General features: G+C 64.5%; 16 protein-coding genes. 6 read left to right on the forward strand and 10 right to left on the reverse strand.

Going from position 1 to position 16,997, the window contains the following annotated elements; genetic code table 11:
- Positions 1-2 precede the first annotated feature (2 nt).
- The 9 genes from ACFDS3_RS03470 to coxB all read right to left on the reverse strand — a co-directional run bounded on the left by ACFDS3_RS03470 (position 3) and on the right by coxB (position 7,399).
- Positions 3-587: a GNAT family N-acetyltransferase gene (locus ACFDS3_RS03470; RefSeq protein WP_375260945.1), complete on the reverse strand. Its 585-nt coding sequence runs from the start codon at positions 585-587 to the stop codon at positions 3-5.
- Positions 587-1,846, reverse strand: coding sequence for a M16 family metallopeptidase (locus ACFDS3_RS03475; RefSeq protein ID WP_375260946.1), 1,260 nt, complete (start codon positions 1,844-1,846; stop codon positions 587-589). Before ACFDS3_RS03475 ends, ACFDS3_RS03470 begins: the two co-directional genes overlap by 1 nt.
- On the reverse strand, positions 1,843-3,222 hold the full coding sequence (thrC, locus tag ACFDS3_RS03480) for a threonine synthase (protein WP_375260947.1): 1,380 nt from the start codon (positions 3,220-3,222) through the stop codon (positions 1,843-1,845). Before thrC ends, ACFDS3_RS03475 begins: the two co-directional genes overlap by 4 nt.
- A 2-nt stretch (positions 3,223-3,224) precedes the next feature.
- Positions 3,225-3,902 carry an SURF1 family protein gene (locus ACFDS3_RS03485; protein WP_375260948.1) on the reverse strand — a complete coding sequence of 226 codons (678 nt, stop codon included), beginning with the start codon at positions 3,900-3,902 and terminating at the stop codon, positions 3,225-3,227.
- Positions 3,903-3,970: 68 nt separating this feature from the next.
- Positions 3,971-4,762, reverse strand: a complete 792-nt coding sequence (locus ACFDS3_RS03490) for a cytochrome c oxidase subunit 3 (protein ID WP_375260949.1) — start codon at positions 4,760-4,762, stop codon at positions 3,971-3,973.
- 17 nt (positions 4,763-4,779) lie between these two features.
- Positions 4,780-5,337: a cytochrome c oxidase assembly protein gene (locus tag ACFDS3_RS03495; RefSeq protein WP_375260950.1), complete on the reverse strand. Its 558-nt coding sequence runs from the start codon at positions 5,335-5,337 to the stop codon at positions 4,780-4,782.
- On the reverse strand, positions 5,337-5,528 hold the full coding sequence (locus tag ACFDS3_RS03500; RefSeq protein WP_375260951.1) for a hypothetical protein: 192 nt from the start codon (positions 5,526-5,528) through the stop codon (positions 5,337-5,339). The genes ACFDS3_RS03495 and ACFDS3_RS03500 overlap by 1 nt, the downstream gene beginning before the upstream one ends.
- Positions 5,525-6,454: a heme o synthase gene (gene cyoE / locus ACFDS3_RS03505; protein WP_375260952.1), complete on the reverse strand. Its 930-nt coding sequence runs from the start codon at positions 6,452-6,454 to the stop codon at positions 5,525-5,527. Before cyoE ends, ACFDS3_RS03500 begins: the two co-directional genes overlap by 4 nt.
- A 9-nt stretch (positions 6,455-6,463) precedes the next feature.
- Complete coding sequence (gene coxB, locus ACFDS3_RS03510) at positions 6,464-7,399, reverse strand: cytochrome c oxidase subunit II (RefSeq protein ID WP_375260953.1); 936 nt, start codon at positions 7,397-7,399, stop codon at positions 6,464-6,466.
- Between the two features lie 238 nt (positions 7,400-7,637).
- On the opposite strand from coxB, the gene tldD reads away from it, so the two are divergent.
- From tldD to ACFDS3_RS03540, 6 genes are all read left to right on the forward strand, one after another.
- Positions 7,638-9,059: a metalloprotease TldD gene (tldD, locus tag ACFDS3_RS03515; RefSeq protein ID WP_375260954.1), complete on the forward strand. Its 1,422-nt coding sequence runs from the start codon at positions 7,638-7,640 to the stop codon at positions 9,057-9,059.
- 207 nt (positions 9,060-9,266) lie between these two features.
- Positions 9,267-10,400 (forward strand): DNA-processing protein DprA, encoded by a 1,134-nt coding sequence (gene dprA, locus ACFDS3_RS03520; RefSeq protein ID WP_375260955.1) that lies wholly within the window; start codon positions 9,267-9,269, stop codon positions 10,398-10,400.
- Between the two features lie 67 nt (positions 10,401-10,467).
- Positions 10,468-13,131, forward strand: coding sequence for a type I DNA topoisomerase (topA, locus tag ACFDS3_RS03525; RefSeq protein WP_375260956.1), 2,664 nt, complete (start codon positions 10,468-10,470; stop codon positions 13,129-13,131).
- A gap of 98 nt (positions 13,132-13,229) precedes the next feature.
- Entirely contained in the window at positions 13,230-14,840 is a 1,611-nt protein-coding gene (locus tag ACFDS3_RS03530) for a DUF1217 domain-containing protein (RefSeq protein WP_375260957.1), read from the forward strand.
- A gap of 105 nt (positions 14,841-14,945) precedes the next feature.
- Positions 14,946-15,650 carry a CoA transferase subunit A gene (locus ACFDS3_RS03535; RefSeq protein WP_375260958.1) on the forward strand — a complete coding sequence of 235 codons (705 nt, stop codon included), beginning with the start codon at positions 14,946-14,948 and terminating at the stop codon, positions 15,648-15,650.
- A complete protein-coding gene (locus tag ACFDS3_RS03540; protein WP_375260959.1) occupies positions 15,650-16,279 on the forward strand; it encodes a 3-oxoacid CoA-transferase subunit B in 630 nt (209 codons plus the stop codon). The genes ACFDS3_RS03535 and ACFDS3_RS03540 overlap by 1 nt, the downstream gene beginning before the upstream one ends.
- 57 nt (positions 16,280-16,336) lie before the next feature.
- On the opposite strand, the gene ACFDS3_RS03545 is transcribed toward ACFDS3_RS03540, so the two are convergent.
- Positions 16,337-16,997 (reverse strand): lytic transglycosylase domain-containing protein (locus ACFDS3_RS03545; RefSeq protein WP_375260960.1); only part of this gene is annotated, 661 nt, incomplete at its 5' end.

Here is a 16,997-nt window from a genome sequence, read left to right on the forward strand (position 1 = left end):
GGCTAGCCGACGTCGGTTCGTCCACGCCGGTCTGGGCGGAGGTTGGCGTAGAGCACGTGGGTACGCCACCGGCCGGCGATCTGCAGGTAGGATTGAGCGACACCTTCATACTTGAAGCCGGACCGCTCAAGCACTGCGCGCGAGGCCTTGTTCTCGGGCAGGCACGCCGCTTCGATCCGGCTGAGGTCCAGCCGGTGGAAGGCGTGGTGGGTCAGCGCCTCGATCGATTCGCGCATGTAGCCCTGGCGCGCGAAGGGCTCGCCGATCCAGTAGCCCAGCGTCCCCGATTGTGCCGGCCCACGCCGAATGTTGTCGAGCGTGATAGCACCGACAAGTGAGCTGTCCTCGCGCCGGATGATGAACAGGGGCAGCGCCGTCTCGCCCCGCACCGACCGCTGCGCCCAATACACGCGATTGGTGAAGCTCTTGCGGGTCAGATGATCCGGGGCCCATACAGGCTCCCACGGCTGCAGGAACGAGGCTGACACGCGGCGCAGTTCGGTCCACGCGCGGAAATCGGTATGCTCGGGCGGGCGAAGGGTCAGGCGGTCGCTCTCGACCCTGAGCCGCCGCCGACCGAAGGCCATCAGGCAGCCAGCCTGCCGGACAGATCCGTCAGACCCGGTGCGCCGTCGATCGGGCCGTAGAGCGCCATGGCCGGTGCGCTTTGCACCATCCGCGCCCCGAAGCCGCGCACCTGCGCCAGCGTCACTTCGTCGATCTTGTCGACCGTCTCTTCCAGCGTCGGAATCCGGCCCCAGATCGACAGCAGCCGGGCAAGCCGTTCGGCCCGAGCCGAGGCGCTTTCAAGACCCATCAGAAGCCCGGCCTTCATCTGCGCGCGCGCACGCTCGATCTCGGCCTCGGTCATGTCGTCGGCGGCGCGCTTCATCTCGTCCACCGTGACGTGGGCCAGGTCCGCGATCTCTTCGGGAGAGGTGCCCGCGTAGATGGTCATCAGGCCGCTGTCGTCGTAGGCGCCGGCCTGTGCGAAGATCGTGTAGCACAAGCCCCGCCGCTCGCGCAGTTCCTGGAACAGGCGCGAGGACATCCCCCCGCCAAGCGCGCTCGCGTGGATTTGGGCGGTGTAGAAATCGGGGTCGCGATAGCTCGGCGCCTCGAAGCCCAGCGTGAAGTGGACCTGCTCGAGCTTGCGCTCTTCGCGCCGCTCGCTGCCCCGGAACGTTGCAGGCACCGGCGCGGCGCGGGAGCGCGCCGCCAGGTGGCCAAACGTCTGCTCGGCAAAGCGCACGACGGCGTCGTGATCGACGGCCCCGGCAGCCGACAGGATCAGGTCGCCCGGGCCATAGCGCTGGTCCACGAAGGTCGCGAGGTCGTCGCGCGTGAACCCGGCCACACGCTCGGACGGACCCAGGATCGGGCGGCCCAGCGGCTGGTCCGGGAAAGCCGACTCCTGCAGCCAGTCGAACACGATGTCGTCTGGCGTGTCGTTGACCTGACCGATCTCTTGCAGGATCACGCCGCGCTCCACCTCGATCTCGCGCGGGTCGAAGATCGGGTTCAGCACGATGTCCGAGATCACGTCCAGCGCCAGGGGAACGTCCGCCTCGAGCACGCGCGCGTAGAACGCGGTCATCTCGCGGCTGGTATAGGCGTTGATGTAGCCGCCGACGTCCTCGATTGACTCGGCGATTTCAAGAGCCGTACGGCGCGCCGTGCCCTTGAACGCCATATGCTCGAGGAAATGGGCGATGCCGTTCTGCTCGACCGTCTCGTGCCGCCCCCCGGCCGTCACCCAGATGCCCACGCTGGCCGATTTGAGGCCGGGCATGTGTTCGGTCACGACGCGAAGGCCGTTGGAAAAGGTGTGGAGGTTGACGGTCAATTGATACGCTCTTCGATAAGGGTCTGGATGTCGGCGACCGCGTTCGGCACCGAAGTCATGCGCTCGGGCAGGTCAAACAGGTCGGCCATGCGGTCCGGAAGCGGCGGTCGCTGTCCGGTCGCGGCTTCGACCGCATCGGGGAATTTCGCCGGGTGCGCCGTGGCCAGCGTGACCATCGGGCTGCCGCCCAGATGCTCTTCGGCAACCTTCACGCCCACGGCCGTATGGGGGCACAGCGTCTCGCCCGTCCGGGCGTGCATCGCGCGGATCGTGGCCGCAGTCTCGTCCTCGGATGCGCGGCCCGAGTCGTAGTCCTCGCGGAGCGCCTGCATGGCGCCTTGGCTCACGGGAAACCCGCCATCCGCCTTCAGCTCTTCCATCAGTTGCTCAACGGCGGCACCGTCGCGGTCATAGGCCATGAACAGCGCCCGCTCAAAGTTCGAACTGACCTGGATGTCCATTGATGGGCTGATCGTGGGGCTGACGCCCTCCTTCCTGTGCGAGCCGGTCGCGAAGGTGCGGTGAAGGATGTCGTTGCGGTTCGTCGCGATGACCAGCCGGTCGATGGGCAGGCCCATCTGTTTTGCGATCCAGCCGGCAAAGATGTCGCCGAAATTGCCGGTCGGAACAGTGAACGAGACCGTGCGGGCGGGTGCCCCGAGCGCCGTCGCCGCGCTGAAGTAGTACACGACCTGGGCCAGAACGCGCGCCCAATTGATCGAGTTCACAGCCGTCAGCCCGACGCGGTCGCGGAAGCCGTGGTCGTTGAACATGTCCTTCACGGCGGCTTGACAGTCGTCGAAGTCGCCCTCCACCGCCAGTGCATGCACGTTCGCCTCGGCCGGTGTCGTCATCTGCCGCCGCTGCACCTCGGACACGCGTCCCTCGGGAAAGAGGATGAAGCATTCGACGTTATCGAGACCCCGGAAGGCCTCGATTGCCGCGCTTCCGGTGTCACCGGACGTCGCGCCGACGATGGTGATCCGCTCGCCCCGGCGCGTCATCACATCCTGGAACAGCTGGCCGATCAGCTGCATCGCGAAGTCCTTGAACGCGAGCGTGGGCCCGTGGAAGAGTTCCAGCAGGAAGTGGTTCGGCCCCAGCTGCTTCAGCGGCGCGCGGGCGTCGTGGCCGAAGCCATGGTAGGCGCGGAAGATCAGGTCTGACAGCCGAGCCTCGTCCATTCCCGTGAATGGCAGCATGACGCGCAGCGCAGTCTCTTCATAGGGACGACCGGCGAGAGCGGCGATCTCGTCCTTGCTCATCCTCGGGATCGTCTCAGGCACATAAAGGCCGCCGTCGCGCGCCAGGCCCGTCAGCATCGCACCTTCGAAATCCAGGGCGGGCGCCTGCCCGCGGGTCGAAACGTATCGCATTCTCACGCCTTCCTGCCGGTGCGGCCCGCCATACGCCAGCCCAGCAGCACTGTCATCCCCGCCCACAGGGCGGCAATGGAAAACCACGTTATCGCGTATTGCAGGTGATCGTTCGGGATGTTTGTCTCCGTCACAGGCAACGGTGTGACGCCCGGGACTGCGGGTTCGAGTTGTCGCGCCACGATCAGCAATGGCTCGGTCCCGAGCGCCTCGGCCATCGCGTCCACGTCGCGCGCAAACCAGATGTTACGGTCACGCTCGGGATCCGGCGTAAAGCGGTCGCTCTCTCGCGGCCAATGGAGATTACCAGCCACGGAGAGCCTCTGCGCTGGGCGTAGCGGCTCTTTCTCTGTGGTGGGAACGACACCCAAATCGACCATGATGCGCCGCGCCCCCGTCTCGAAAGGCGCAATGATCCGATAGCCGGCCCCGGTCTGCCGCGTCGAAACCAGCACGTGCAGTTCGGTCCCCGTGGTGCGGCCCGACACCTCGACCGGAAGATACCGATCCGCCTCAGGGTCAGGATCGGCCGGCAAGTCAACGGGCGCCGCCGCGATCCGGGTTTCGATGTCGTTCAGCAGGCCTGCCTTCCACTGAAGCCGGGTGACCTGCCAGAACCCAAGCGTCAGGAGAACCGCAAGGCCCCCCAGGCCGATAAAAGCAAGACCGATCCACCGCATGCGATCACCTCAACGTCAAAGAGCGGCAGGTTGCCCCGCCGCTCCTCCAATTCTGACTACTGATAAGGTCAGGAGCCCCAGATGTAGATCGACGCGAAGAGGAAGAGCCACACCACGTCCACGAAGTGCCAGTACCAGGCGGCCGCCTCAAAGCCCGTGTGCTTCTCGGGCGTGAAGTGACCGGCCCGAAGGCGCAGGTAGCACACGAACAGAAAGATCGTTCCGATGATGACGTGCGCGCCGTGGAAACCCGTCGCCATGAAGAAGTTTGCGCCGTAGATGTTGCCGGCGAAGCCGAAGGCGGCGTGGCTGTACTCGTAGGCCTGGAAGACCGAGAACACGATGCCCAGCAGGACGGCGATCAGGATGCCATTCGCGGTGTCCTTGCGGTTGTTCTCGTGCACCAGCGCGTGGTGCGCCCAAGTCGCCGCCGCGCCCGAGCAGAGCAGGATCAGCGTGTTGATCAGCGGCAGGTGCCACGGGTCGAACGTCTCGATCGTCGGGGGCGGCCACTGCCCTTCGCTGAACGTCTGCATCGGGTAGAGCGCGTGCTTGAAGAACGACCAGAACCACGCCGAGAAGAACATCACCTCGGACATGATGAACAGGATGAAGCCGTACCGCAGGCCGATGCGAACGACGGGCGTATGATCGCCGACGTTCGACTCGGCAACGACATCCTTCCACCATGCGAACATGGAATACAGAACGATCACGAGGCCGATCGCGAACATGAACGGCGTGACACCGTGCATCCACATGACCGCGCCGAACAGCATGACGAAGGCCCCGATTGCCGCGACGAACGGGTGCAGAGACGGCGGCAATATGTGGTAATCGTGGTTCTTTTCGTGTGCCATTGCGTCCCTCGGCTGGCTCAGTTGGTCGTGAGGCTTGCCTGCCGTTCTTCTTCGGGCAGGTCGATCTCGTAGAATGTATAGGAAAGCGTTATGTGCTTCACGTATTTCGCATCGCGGTCATCGACGATGGCAGGATCAACGAAGAACGACACCGGCATCTGAACGCGCTCCCCGGGTTGCAGGACCTGCTCGGTGAAACAGAAGCAATCGACCTTGGAGAAGTATTGGCCCGCATAGAAGGGTGCCACGTTGTAGCTGGCCTGACCTGCAATCGGGCGATCGGTGGGATTGTACGCTTCGTAGAAGGCAAGGCCTGTCTCGCCGATGCGTAGCGTCATCTGGCGCTCGACCGGCTTGAACTCCCAGGGCATCCCCGCCTCGGTCGTGGCATCGAAGCGCACGGTCACCGTCCGGTCCAGCACCTCGTCCGCGCCGGCCTCGGATACGTTCGTCGTGCCACCGTAGCCCGTGACCTGACAGAACCAGGAATAGAGCGGAACGGACGCCCAGGCCATGGCGCCCATGAAGACGATGACGCCCAGCGTGCCGAACAGAGTTTTTGTCTTGCCGTCCATTACTCCGGAGCCTTCTCGCCGGGTAGCAGTTCGGGGCGCACCGCATGGTCGAAGCCTTGCACGGCACCTAGCTGCTTCACCTTCACAGCCGTCAGACCAAAGACGATGCAGATCAGCCCGATCAGGACGACCAGCATCCCCAAGTTACGCGACCGGCGCCGCCGGTGAGTCTCGTGCTCAACCTGAATCATGCGATCATTCCCGCGGCACGGAAAGCAGCATCGGCGAGAAGCGCGCCGAAATGCAGAAAGAGGTAAAGAAGCGAGAACTTGAAGAACTTCTTCTCGACGATGTAGCCGTCGGCTTCGGCCGTCTTCTCGTCGCGCCGCAGGATGTCCCAAGCGCCCTTCACGAACCACGCATTCAGAGCGATCGCTGCAACAAGGTAGGCAGGTCCACCCGCGGAGGTGAAGCCTAGCCAGACTGCAAATGCGGCCAGCACGAGGGTGTAGACGAAGATGTGGCGGCGGGTGGCGCGGCGACCATGTGTCACCGTCAGCATTGGCACGCCAGCATCATCATAGTCCGACCGCATGAACAGCGCGAGCGCCCAGAAATGCGGCGGGGTCCAGAGGAAGATCAGAGCGAACATCAAGATCGCTTCGAGGTTCACCGAACCCGTTGCCGCGACCCAGCCGATCATCGGTGGGAAAGCGCCTGCGGCACCGCCGATCACGATGTTCTGCGGTGTCGAGCGCTTTAGCCACATGGAGTAAACTACAGCGTAGAAGAAGATGGTGAAGGCAAGCAGGGCAGCCGCCGCCCAGTTGGTCGACAGCCCGAGCATCACGACTGCGAAGCCCGACAGCGCCAACCCGATCGACAGCGCGTCCCGCCCCGTTACGCGGCCCGTCGGGATCGGACGCTTGGACGTGCGCCGCATTACCGCATCGATGTCAGCGTCCCACCACATGTTCAGCGCGCCGGCCGCACCGCCGCCCACCGCGATGAACAGGATCGCGCAGAACCCCAGGAACGGGTGCAACGCCACCGGCGCCACCAGCATGCCGACCAGCGCGGTGAAGACGACGAGCGTCATCACCCGAGGCTTCAGCAGGGCGAAGTAATCGCCGAACTGGGCCTCGTGCTGGCGGTCCAAGATGGTGGCGTCTGTCATGTCGCTTCCTTATTCCGTAACGAGGGCCGCGGCGGGCACTTCTTCGACCTCATCGATGATCGCCGCATCAGCGGTCACGCGCGGTGTGCCGCCGTATTCCTCGATGGCCCAATCCAGCCAAGCCTCGTATTCCTCCTGGCTCACCACTTTCACGGTGATCGGCATGTAGGCGTGCGCGATGCCGCAGAGTTCGGAACACTGGCCGAAATACACGCCTTCCTCGTTCGCCTCGAACCACAATTCCGCGAGCCGGCCCGGAACCGCATCCTGCTTCACGCCGAAGGCAGGCACGGTCCAGGAGTGGATGACGTCTGCGCCGGTCACTTGGACGACGACGGTGGAGTTCACAGGAACGACCATTGCCGTCGTGGTCGCAAGCTTGAACTCATCCTCGGAATAGCCAGCCTCTTGCAGCTGCGCACGGACTTCATCGGTCAGGCGATTGTCACCGCCGGTGAAAGGCGAGCCGATCATGTAGCTGTCGAATGAGAAACCGTGGTCGGGATACTCGTAGCCCCAATACCACTGGTAGCCGGTCGTCTTGATCGTGATGTCGGCCTCGGGGATCTCCTGCTGCTCGAACAGGACGGGCAGCGAGAACGAACCGATGAAGATCAGGATCATGATGGGCACGATGGTCCATGCAATCTCGACCGGGGTGTTGTGAGTGAACGCCTGCGGACTCTTGTTGCGCCGGTGGCTGAAGCGCCAGAGTGCGACGAACAGGATGCCGATCACGAAGAAAGTGATCGCGGTGATGATGATCAGCACCATCCCGTCGAGCCACTGAAGATCCCGCGACAGCTCTGTCACGGCCGGCTGAAAGCCCGTGCCGCCGTACGAAGGCTTGCCGATGATCGGCAGATCGCCGATCGGGCCGTCCTGTGCGAGCAGAGGCCCGGGGAGAAGCGTGAGAAGGGCGGCAATGAGGTGGCGTGCGCGCATCGGCTCTATCCTGTTCGGCTCGGTCGGGCAGCTTTCGGGCACGCACGCGGGATCCGGTGGCGCACTCGTCCCGTGGAAATCGATGGCTTAAGACCATATCAGCGCCCGGACGGCAAGTCGCCGTGTTGCGTCAAATCGCCTGTATTTGCGCGTCTGCCCGTTGCAGATCGCCGCGGCACGGGATGGAAATGAGGCGCATCATGCACATATCAGCCGAACCACGCAGACCGGAGACGACATGTCCGAAGCCCCCTTCCGCCCGCTCGAGTCCCGGATCGACGAGAGCGCTGCGCTGCGCGCCCTGCGCAAGGCCACCGACGGCGCCGAGGACGGCGAGCTGTTCTTCGAGCGCAAGCGCTCCGAGGCGATCACTTTCGATGACGGCCGGGTCCGCAATGCCGCGTACGACGCGACCGAGGGCTTCGGGCTGCGCGCGGTCAGGGGCGAGGTCACCGGATACGCCCACTCGACCGAATTGACCGAGCACGCGCTTCTGCGCGCGGCCGACACGGCGCGCCTCGCCGTGGGCGACGGTGGCGGAACCATGGCCGACGCGCCGCCGGCAACGAACCGGCGGCTCTACGGTGACACCGACCCGATGGCCGACGCCGCATTCGGCGTGAAGATCGAGACGCTGCGCGAGATCGATGCCTTCGCCCGCGATCTCGATCCGCGGGTCGTGCAGGTTTCGGCCACGCTCGCCGCATCGATCCAGGAGGTCGAGATCCTGCGCCCCGACGGGCATGTGGTGCGCGATATCCGCCCGATGACCCGCCTGAACGTCGCCGTGATCGTCGAAGAGAACGGCCGCCGCGAGCAAGGCTATCACGGCGGCGGCGGACGCCACGCGCTGACCCCGCTCATCGACCGCAGCCACTGGCAGGACGTGACGCGCGAGGCCCTGCGCATCGCGTTGGTGAACCTGCGCGCGGAACCCGCGCCGGCCGGCATAATGGACGTGGTGCTGGGGTCGGGCTGGCCCGGCATCCTTCTGCACGAGGCGATCGGCCACGGGCTCGAGGGCGACTTCAACCGCAAGGGCCACTCGGCCTTCGCCGGGCTGATGGGCCAGCGCATTGCAGCACCGGGAATCAACGTGCTGGACGACGGCACCCTGCCCGACCGCCGCGGCTCGATCACCGTGGACGACGAGGGCACGCCGTCGAACGCGACAACGCTAATCGAGGACGGGGTGCTGGTCGGCTATATGCAGGATCGCCAGAACGCGCGCCTGATGGGCGTGGCGCCTACCGGCAACGGGCGCCGCGAAAGCTATGCCCACGCCCCGATGCCACGGATGACCAACACCTACATGCAGCCCGGCACCGAAAGCCCCGAGAGCATCCTGTCGGGCCTCGACGACGGGCTCTACGCCGTTGGCTTCGGCGGCGGCCAGGTCGACATCACCAACGGCAAGTTCGTCTTCTCCTGCACCGAAGCCTACCGCGTGAAGAACGGCAAGGTGGGCGCGCCGGTCAAGGGCGCGACCCTGATCGGCGATGGCGCCACGGCGCTGCAGAAGATCCGCGCAGTCGGCAACGACATGAGCCTCGACCCCGGCATCGGGAATTGCGGCAAGGCAGGGCAGTGGGTGCCCGTCGGCGTGGGGCAACCGACTCTGCTGATCGGCGGATTGACCGTCGGCGGATCGGCAGCCTGATTCTTATTTCTTGGGCCCAAGGGCTGTGTCGGCGGGTAATTCCGTCAGCCGGCGCCAACTCTGCTTGAAAGGTCACGCCGACTGAGAAGAATTTTCGCGTTTTTCCAGAAGGTTAAACGATCGCGCTCAAAACCCGGATTTCGGTTTACCGCCCGTTAACCTTTATGGCCGAGATCTGTGCCTGCAGGAGACGGAGCAAGGCGGGCAATGGAGTTTCTCCCTTCCACACCCCCTCATCCCCCCCCCACCGAGGAAGACGCATTCGTCTGGCTTCGTCTTCTGCGCTCACGCCGCGTCGGCCCCACGACCTTCCATCGCCTGATGGCCGAACACGGGACCGCCAGCGACGCGCTGGCAGCCTTGCCGAAAATTGCCGCAGCCGCAGGGATCAGCGATTACGCCACCTGCCCGCCTGCCGTCGTCCGGGCCGAGCTCGAGGCGGGCCACGCCGTTGGCGCCCGCCCACTGCTTTTCCTGGGGCCGGGATACCCGAAAGCCTTGGCCGAAATTGCCGACGCCCCTCCGGTTCTCTGGGTTCGCGGCGACATCGGGGTCTTGTCGCGACCGTCCGTCGGTCTCGTGGGGGCGCGCAACGCATCTTCTCTCGGGTTGCGCATGGCGCGCAGCCTCGCCGATGGCATCGGACGGGCCGGTCACGCCACCGTTTCCGGCCTTGCGCGGGGCATCGACACCGAGGTGCATCGTGCCACACTCTACACCGGCACGGTGGCAGTCATGGCCGGCGGAATCGACGTCATCTATCCGGCCGAGAACGCCGACCTCGCCGCGCGGATCATCGAGACCGGGTGCCTCGTCAGCGAGCAGCCCATCGGCCTCAAGCCCCAAGCGCGGCATTTCCCGCGGCGCAACCGGCTCATCTCCGGGATCTCCCATGCGCTCGTGGTGGTCGAGGCGGCAGCCAAGTCGGGCTCTCTCATCACAGCGCGCGATGCGCTCGACCAGGGGCGCGAGGTGCTGGCGGTTCCCGGTCATCCCTTCGATGCTCGCGCCGCGGGGTGCAACCTGCTGATCCGGGACGGCGCCACGTTGGTCCGCGGCCCTGCGGACGTGCTCGCCGCCCTGCCCGATGCGCTGGTCCATGCGCCTCGGCGCACCGCGACACCTGCGCCAGCCGTCGCGCCCGCAGCGCCGGCCCCGCCCGCCTCCGGGCGGATCGACGACCACGTGCTCGAGCGGCTGGGTCCCTCACCTATGAGCGAGGACCAGCTTCTGCGCGATCTGGGCCTGCCCGCCGGGCAGGTGTCGGATTGCCTCACGCGGCTTGAACTCGACGGGCTGATCGAGCGCGACGGCGGCGGGCTACTTCGCCGCGCCGGTTGAGCGCGCGATTGACAAGCCGCCCCCGCTGCCCACATCTACCCGGCCAAACCCGAGCCCAGGGAGCGTCATGCCCGTCGTCGTCGTCGAATCGCCTGCAAAGGCCAAGACCATCAACAAGTATCTCGGGCCGGACTACACGGTGCTCGCCTCTTACGGACACGTGCGGGACCTGCCGCCGAAGGACGGATCGGTCGATCCCGAGCATGATTTCGAGATGCTGTGGGAGGTCGGCAGCGATTCAAAGAAGCACGTCAAGGCGATCGCCGACGCGCTGAAGGAAGACAACGCGCTGATCCTCGCAACCGACCCCGACCGCGAGGGCGAGGCGATCTCGTGGCACCTCGAGGAAACGCTGCGTGCCCGCAAGGCGATCAAGAAGGACACGCCGGTCAGCCGGGTGGTCTTCAACGCAATCACCAAGAGCGCGGTGACCGAAGCGATGAAGAACCCCCGGCAGGTCGATGCGCCGCTGGTTCAGGCGTATCTCGCCCGTCGCGCGCTAGACTACCTTGTCGGTTTCAACCTGTCGCCCGTGCTGTGGCGCAAGCTTCCGGGCGCCAAGTCCGCTGGCCGCGTGCAGTCGGTCTGCCTGCGCCTCATCGTCGAGCGCGAGATGGAGATCGAGGCGTTTCGCCCTCGCGAATACTGGAGCGTGAAAGCCGAGCTTCAGACGCCCCGCGGCCAGACCTACACGGCGCGCCTGGTGACCTATGGCGGCAAGAAGCTCGACCGGTTCGATCTCGCTGACAGCACCCAGGCCGAGATGGCCGTCCAGGCCGTCGCCTCGCGCGACCTGAAGGTCGCCAGCGTCGAAGCAAAGCCCTCGACTCGCAACCCCTCGGCCCCGTTCATGACCTCGACCCTCCAGCAGGAGGCGAGCCGCAAGTTCGGCATGGGCGCCCGCCAGACCATGAGTGCTGCGCAAAGACTCTACGAGGCCGGCCTCATCACCTACATGCGGACCGACGGCATCGACATGGCGCCCGAGGCCGTCCAGGGCGCCCGCGAGGCGATCAAGAACCGCTACGGTGAAAAGTATGTCCCCGGTTCGCCGCGCATCTACAAGAACAAGGCCAAGAACGCGCAGGAAGCGCACGAGTGCATCCGCCCGACCGATATGTCGAAGGCCACCGACGACCTGCGCATCTCGGACAGCGATCAGCGCAAGCTCTACGACCTGATCTGGAAGCGCACGCTGGCTAGCCAGATGGAGGCCGCGCGGCTCGAACGTACGACGGTCGAGATCAAGTCGGACGACGGCAATGTTGGCCTGCGCGCCACAGGTCAGGTCATTACATTCGACGGCTTCCTGAAGGTCTATGAAGAGGGCCGCGACGAGCCGTCGGAGGACGGCGACGATGCGCGCCTGCCGCAGATCCATGACGGCGAGGCGGCGGTTTTCGCAGCCAACGGCCTGCGCGCCGAGGCCGAGAAGGCCGAGACAAAGCACCTGTCGGACAACGGTGCGGTGCTGGCGCTCCAGCATCACACGCAACCGCCGCCGCGCTACACCGAAGCGACACTGGTGAAGCGGATGGAAGAGCTCGGCATCGGGCGGCCCTCGACCTACGCCTCGATCGTCACGACGATCCAGGACCGCGAATACGTCCGCAAGGACAAGAACCGCCTGATCCCCGAGGACAAGGGGCGGCTCGTGACCGCCTTCCTCGAGAACTACTTCCGCCGCTACGTGGATTACGGCTTCACCGCCGATCTCGAACAGGACCTCGACCACGTTTCGGCCGGCGACGAGGATTACAAGCGTCTGCTTGAACGGTTCTGGCGCGACTTCTCGGCCGCCGTGGCCGAGACGTCTGAGCTTCGGATCACCGAAGTGCTCGAAAAGATCAACGAGGTGCTTGAACCCCACCTCTTTCCCCCGAAAGAAGACGGCTCTGACCCCCGCCTTTGCCCGAACTGCGGCGCAGGTCGGCTGTCGATGCGGACCGCGCGATCAGGCGGGGCCTTCATCGGCTGCTCGAATTATCCCGACTGCCGCTTTACCCGTCCCTTTGGTCCGCCGATGGACGACGCACAGGCCGAAACCGCGATCCCGCCCGAGGGCAAGCTTCTGGGCGAGGATCAGGGCGACGAGATCTACGTCTTCAAAGGTCGCTTCGGTCCTTACGTCCAGCGCGGCGAGGTGACGGAAGAGAACAAGAAGCCCCCGCGCCAGTCGATCCCCAAAGGCTGGACGCCCGAGGAGGTGACGCTTGAACAAGCCGTCCGCCTGCTGGCGCTGCCGCGCGAGATTGGCAAGCACCCCGAGGACGGCGTGACGATCTGGGCCAATATCGGACGCTACGGACCCTACATCAAACATGCCGACTCGATCAGCGACAAGGGCGGCACCAACGCCAATCTAGAATCGGTCGATGACGTCTGGGAGGTCGGCATGAACCGCGCCGTCCAGATCCTTGCGGACAAGCCCAAGCGAGGTCGAGCCGCGCCGGCAACTCCGCTCCGCGAGCTGGGCGAGCATCCCGACCGCGGCGGTCCGGTGAACGTGATGAAGGGCCGCTATGGACCTTACGTGAAGTGGGAAAAGGTGAACGCCACCATCCCCGAGACCACCGATCCCGAAGCGATCACTCTCGATGAGGCAGTTATCCTGATCGCCGAGCGTGAGGCAAAATCGGGAAAGAAGCCCGCGAAGAAGAAAGCGGCTTCGAAAAAGAGCGCGGCGAAGAAGACGACCAAGAAGGCTGCGCCGAAGAAAAAAGAGGACTGAGGCGGCCGGCAGGTCTTAGCACCTTCTTAAGGTGGCGGCTCCTATCGTGCGTGAACGCGGCATCCGTTTGTCGCCATCGCACGGAGGCCCGTACAGGAATGAGCTTCACGCCCCTCGTCATTGGCAGCGGACTGGCCGGCTGGTCGCTTCTGACTCGCACCCGGGAGACGCAACAAGCGGCCTTCGACCGCTCCCCCGGCATCGGTACGGACCTGGCGGCTTTCAAGACAAAGATTGCGTCGATCGAGACGTCAGATCAGCTTCTGAACGACCGACAACTCCTGCGCGTGGCTCTCGGCGCGTTCGGACTGGACGAGGATATCGACAACCGGGCGTTCATAAAAAAAGTCCTCGAATCGGACCCAGCGGACGACGAGTCTTTCGCGCACCGCCTGAGCGACAAGAGGTATCTCTCTCTCGCGAAGACGTTCGGCTTTGCAGGCGCGGACGGACCCCAGCTTTCGGGCACGTCTATTCCGGGCGAGCTCAAGGAGCGGCTGAAGGATGTTGCCACTCCGGACGATCTCATGGCGGACCCGCTTCTCCTAAACTCCACGCTGAGCACCTTCGGACTCAAGGAGGACGCGAAGAACACATATTTCCTGCGCCGCGTGCTGGAATCCGATCCGGCCGATCCGGCTTCCTTCGTCAATCGCCTGAGCGAGCCGAAATACCTCAAGATGGTCGAGGCGCTCGATTTCGCGAACCGTGATCGGCCGGACGCCGGGCTTTCCGGGTTCTTCACCGAACTCAAGGCAGCCGGGACGCTCTCCAGCGCCGACGATCTTCTGAGCAACGATCGCCTCATGACGGCGACGCTTGACGTGTTCGGTCTCGAACCTGCCGACGATTCCTTCATGCTCAAAGTGCTGACCTCTGACTGGACCGACGAGACATCTTTCGTCAACCAACTGTCGGACAAGAGGTACAAGGCGCTTTCTTCCGCATTCAACTTCGGAGGGCCTGCGACGACCGAAACCCGCGCTCAAGCCTTCCTTGCTGCTGTGTCGGACCAGCTGCCGACACTCACGAAGTCCTACCAAGTCGTGTATGACGGCGAAACCCGCCGTGCTACGGCAGCGTTCTTCGGCCTCGACGACGCACTGTCCGTCTACGGAACGGACATCGCAAAGCAGCGCGAGGTGTTCGACCGCATGCTGAACGCCGACCCGACGGATCCTCGGTCCTTGGTCGGCTTCAACCCCGACAAGCGGTACTACGCCGCCTCACGCGCCTTCGGGTTCAACATGCCTGACCAGACGGAGCGCACCTATCCCGAAGGCTTCGCCGAAGAGATCACGCGCCGCTACGCCGACCGCCAGTTCGAGATCGGCGTCGGGGAAACGGACCAGAACATGCGAATTGCGCTGTCTCTAGGAAGGGAACTCGAGCGGGTAGCCGAAAACGACCCGTCAGAGTCGGCACAGTGGTATTCCGTCATGTCCAACCCTCCGCTCAGGCAGGCGTTCGAAACCGTGTTCAACCTGCCCGACAGCTTCGGCGCGCTCGATGTGGACCAGCAACTGGTGCGCTTCAAGGAAAGATCACAAGCAATCTTCGGCACATCTTCGATCGCGGATTTCACAAATCCCGAAAGACTCGATGACTTGACGCGAAAGTTCCTGATGTTCAGCGAACTCCGGTCCGTTCAGCCCGCTTCGACGCCCGGTAGCGCGGTTTTGGCTCTCCTCTCCGGCGGCGGGTTCTGAAGTCTTCTCGGCGGCCTTATCCTCAAGCCTGCCAGTCGCGCGAAGCTGCGTTGACACGTCCCTTGACGAAACGTGATAACCGGACGGCAACAATGGGGGAGCTTCATGAAGAAGATCTATGACACCGCAGAGGCCGCGCTGGACGGGCTTCTGCGCAACGACATGCTGATCGCAGCGGGTGGGTTCGGCCTCTGCGGCATCCCCGAACTCCTGCTCGACGCGATCCGCAAGTCGGGCGTCAAGAACCTCACCTTCGCCTCCAACAATGCCGGCGTGGACGATTTCGGCATCGGCATCCTGCTCGCCTCCCGCCAGGTGAAGAAGATGATGTCGTCCTATGTGGGCGAGAACGCCGAGTTCATGCGTCAGTATCTGGAAGGCGAGCTAGAGGTTGAGTTCAACCCGCAGGGAACCCTCGCCGAGCGTATGCGTGCCGGTGGCGCTGGCATTCCGGGCTTCTACACCAAGACCGGCGTCGGCACGCAAATTGCCGAGGGCAAGGAGCACAAGGAGTTCGACGGCGAGACCTACATCCTCGAACGCGGGATCGTCGCTGACCTGGCCATCGTGAAGGCTTGGAAGGCCGACGAGACGGGCAACCTCGTCTTCCGCAAGACCGCTCGAAACTTCAACGTGCCAGCCGCCACCTGCGGCAAGATCTGCGTCGCCGAGGTCGAGGAAATCGTGCCCCGCGGCAGCCTCGACGGGGACCAGATCCATCTCCCCGGCGTCTACGTCCATCGCCTGATCCAGGGTGAGCATGAGAAGCGGATCGAACAGCGCACCACCCGGAAGAAGGAGAACGCCTGATGCCCTGGGATCGCGACCAGATGGCCCAGCGAGCTGCGCAGGAACTCGAAGACGGGATGTACGTCAACCTCGGCATCGGCATTCCGACGCTCGTAGCAAACTACATCCCCGACGACGTCGAGGTGACGCTGCAATCGGAAAACGGAATGCTCGGCATGGGCCCCTTCCCGGTCGAGGGTGAAGAGGATCCCGACCTCATCAACGCCGGCAAGCAGACGATCACGGAGATCCCCAAGACAGCCTATTTCGACAGCGCCATGTCGTTCGGCATGATCCGCGGCGGCAAGATCGCGATGGCGATTCTCGGCGCCATGGAAGTGGCCGAGAACGGGGACCTGGCGAACTGGATGATCCCAGGCAAGCTGGTCAAGGGCATGGGCGGGGCCATGGACCTTGTCGCCGGCGTACAGCGGGTCGTCGTCGTGATGGATCACCAGAACAAGAAAGGCGAATCAAAGCTGCTGAAGTCCTGCACGCTTCCCCTGACCGGGACCAAGGTCGTTGATCGGGTGATTACCAATCTCGGCGTCCTGGACGTGGTCAAAGGTGGTCTGAAGATCGTCGAGACGGCGCCCGACGTCAGCGAAGATGATATCCGCGCGGCGACCGAAGCGGCGATCGTCGCCTGACATGCGCCCTACGGCGTCGGCACGCGCTGCCGGCGCCGCCTCTCGCCGCAGAGGCGATCAATCCGACGATGCCATGCGCTCGCCGACAAAGACGCAGCCGTCTGAAACCAGGACCGGAGGCGTCGCACAAAGCCCGCGCGCAACGGCGAACGCCGCAAGCACCTTTGGCACGTAGTCCCGCGTCTCGGCAAACGGCGGCACGCCTCCGTGGCGTTCGACCGCTCCCTCACCGGCGTTGTAGCCTGCGAGCGCCAGGATTGGATCGCCGTGGAACCGCGTCATCAGCCAATCGAGGTAGCTGATTCCACCGCGGATGTTCTGCTGCGGGTCCAGGCTATCCGCCACGTCGAAGCGCGCGGCAGTCGCCGGCATCAATTGCATCAGGCCTTCGGCGCCGGCCCCCGAAATTGCGCTTACGCGCCCCGCCGACTCGACGGCAATCACCGCAAGGGCCAAGGCGGGCGATACACTCGTCCCCACGCTTTCGGCCAGTAGAGTTGGGCCGTAGCGGTCCGCGAGCGCCTTCAATGACGCCAGACGATATACCGGACCCTGCGCACCGCTCGGAGAATTCCTCAGCACCGCCAACGCCTTGTCCACGCCCCCAGCGCCAAGCCCGTTGACGGGAACCGTGTCCCAGAACCAGCCGAATCCCCCGACTTCCGTGTCATTCGGTGCAGGGGGTGTCGAGCCGACGCTTGGCAGCGGCTTCGCCGGA

This window comes from Palleronia sp., assembly GCF_042089775.1.
Classification (GTDB): Bacteria; Pseudomonadota; Alphaproteobacteria; order Rhodobacterales; family Rhodobacteraceae; genus Palleronia.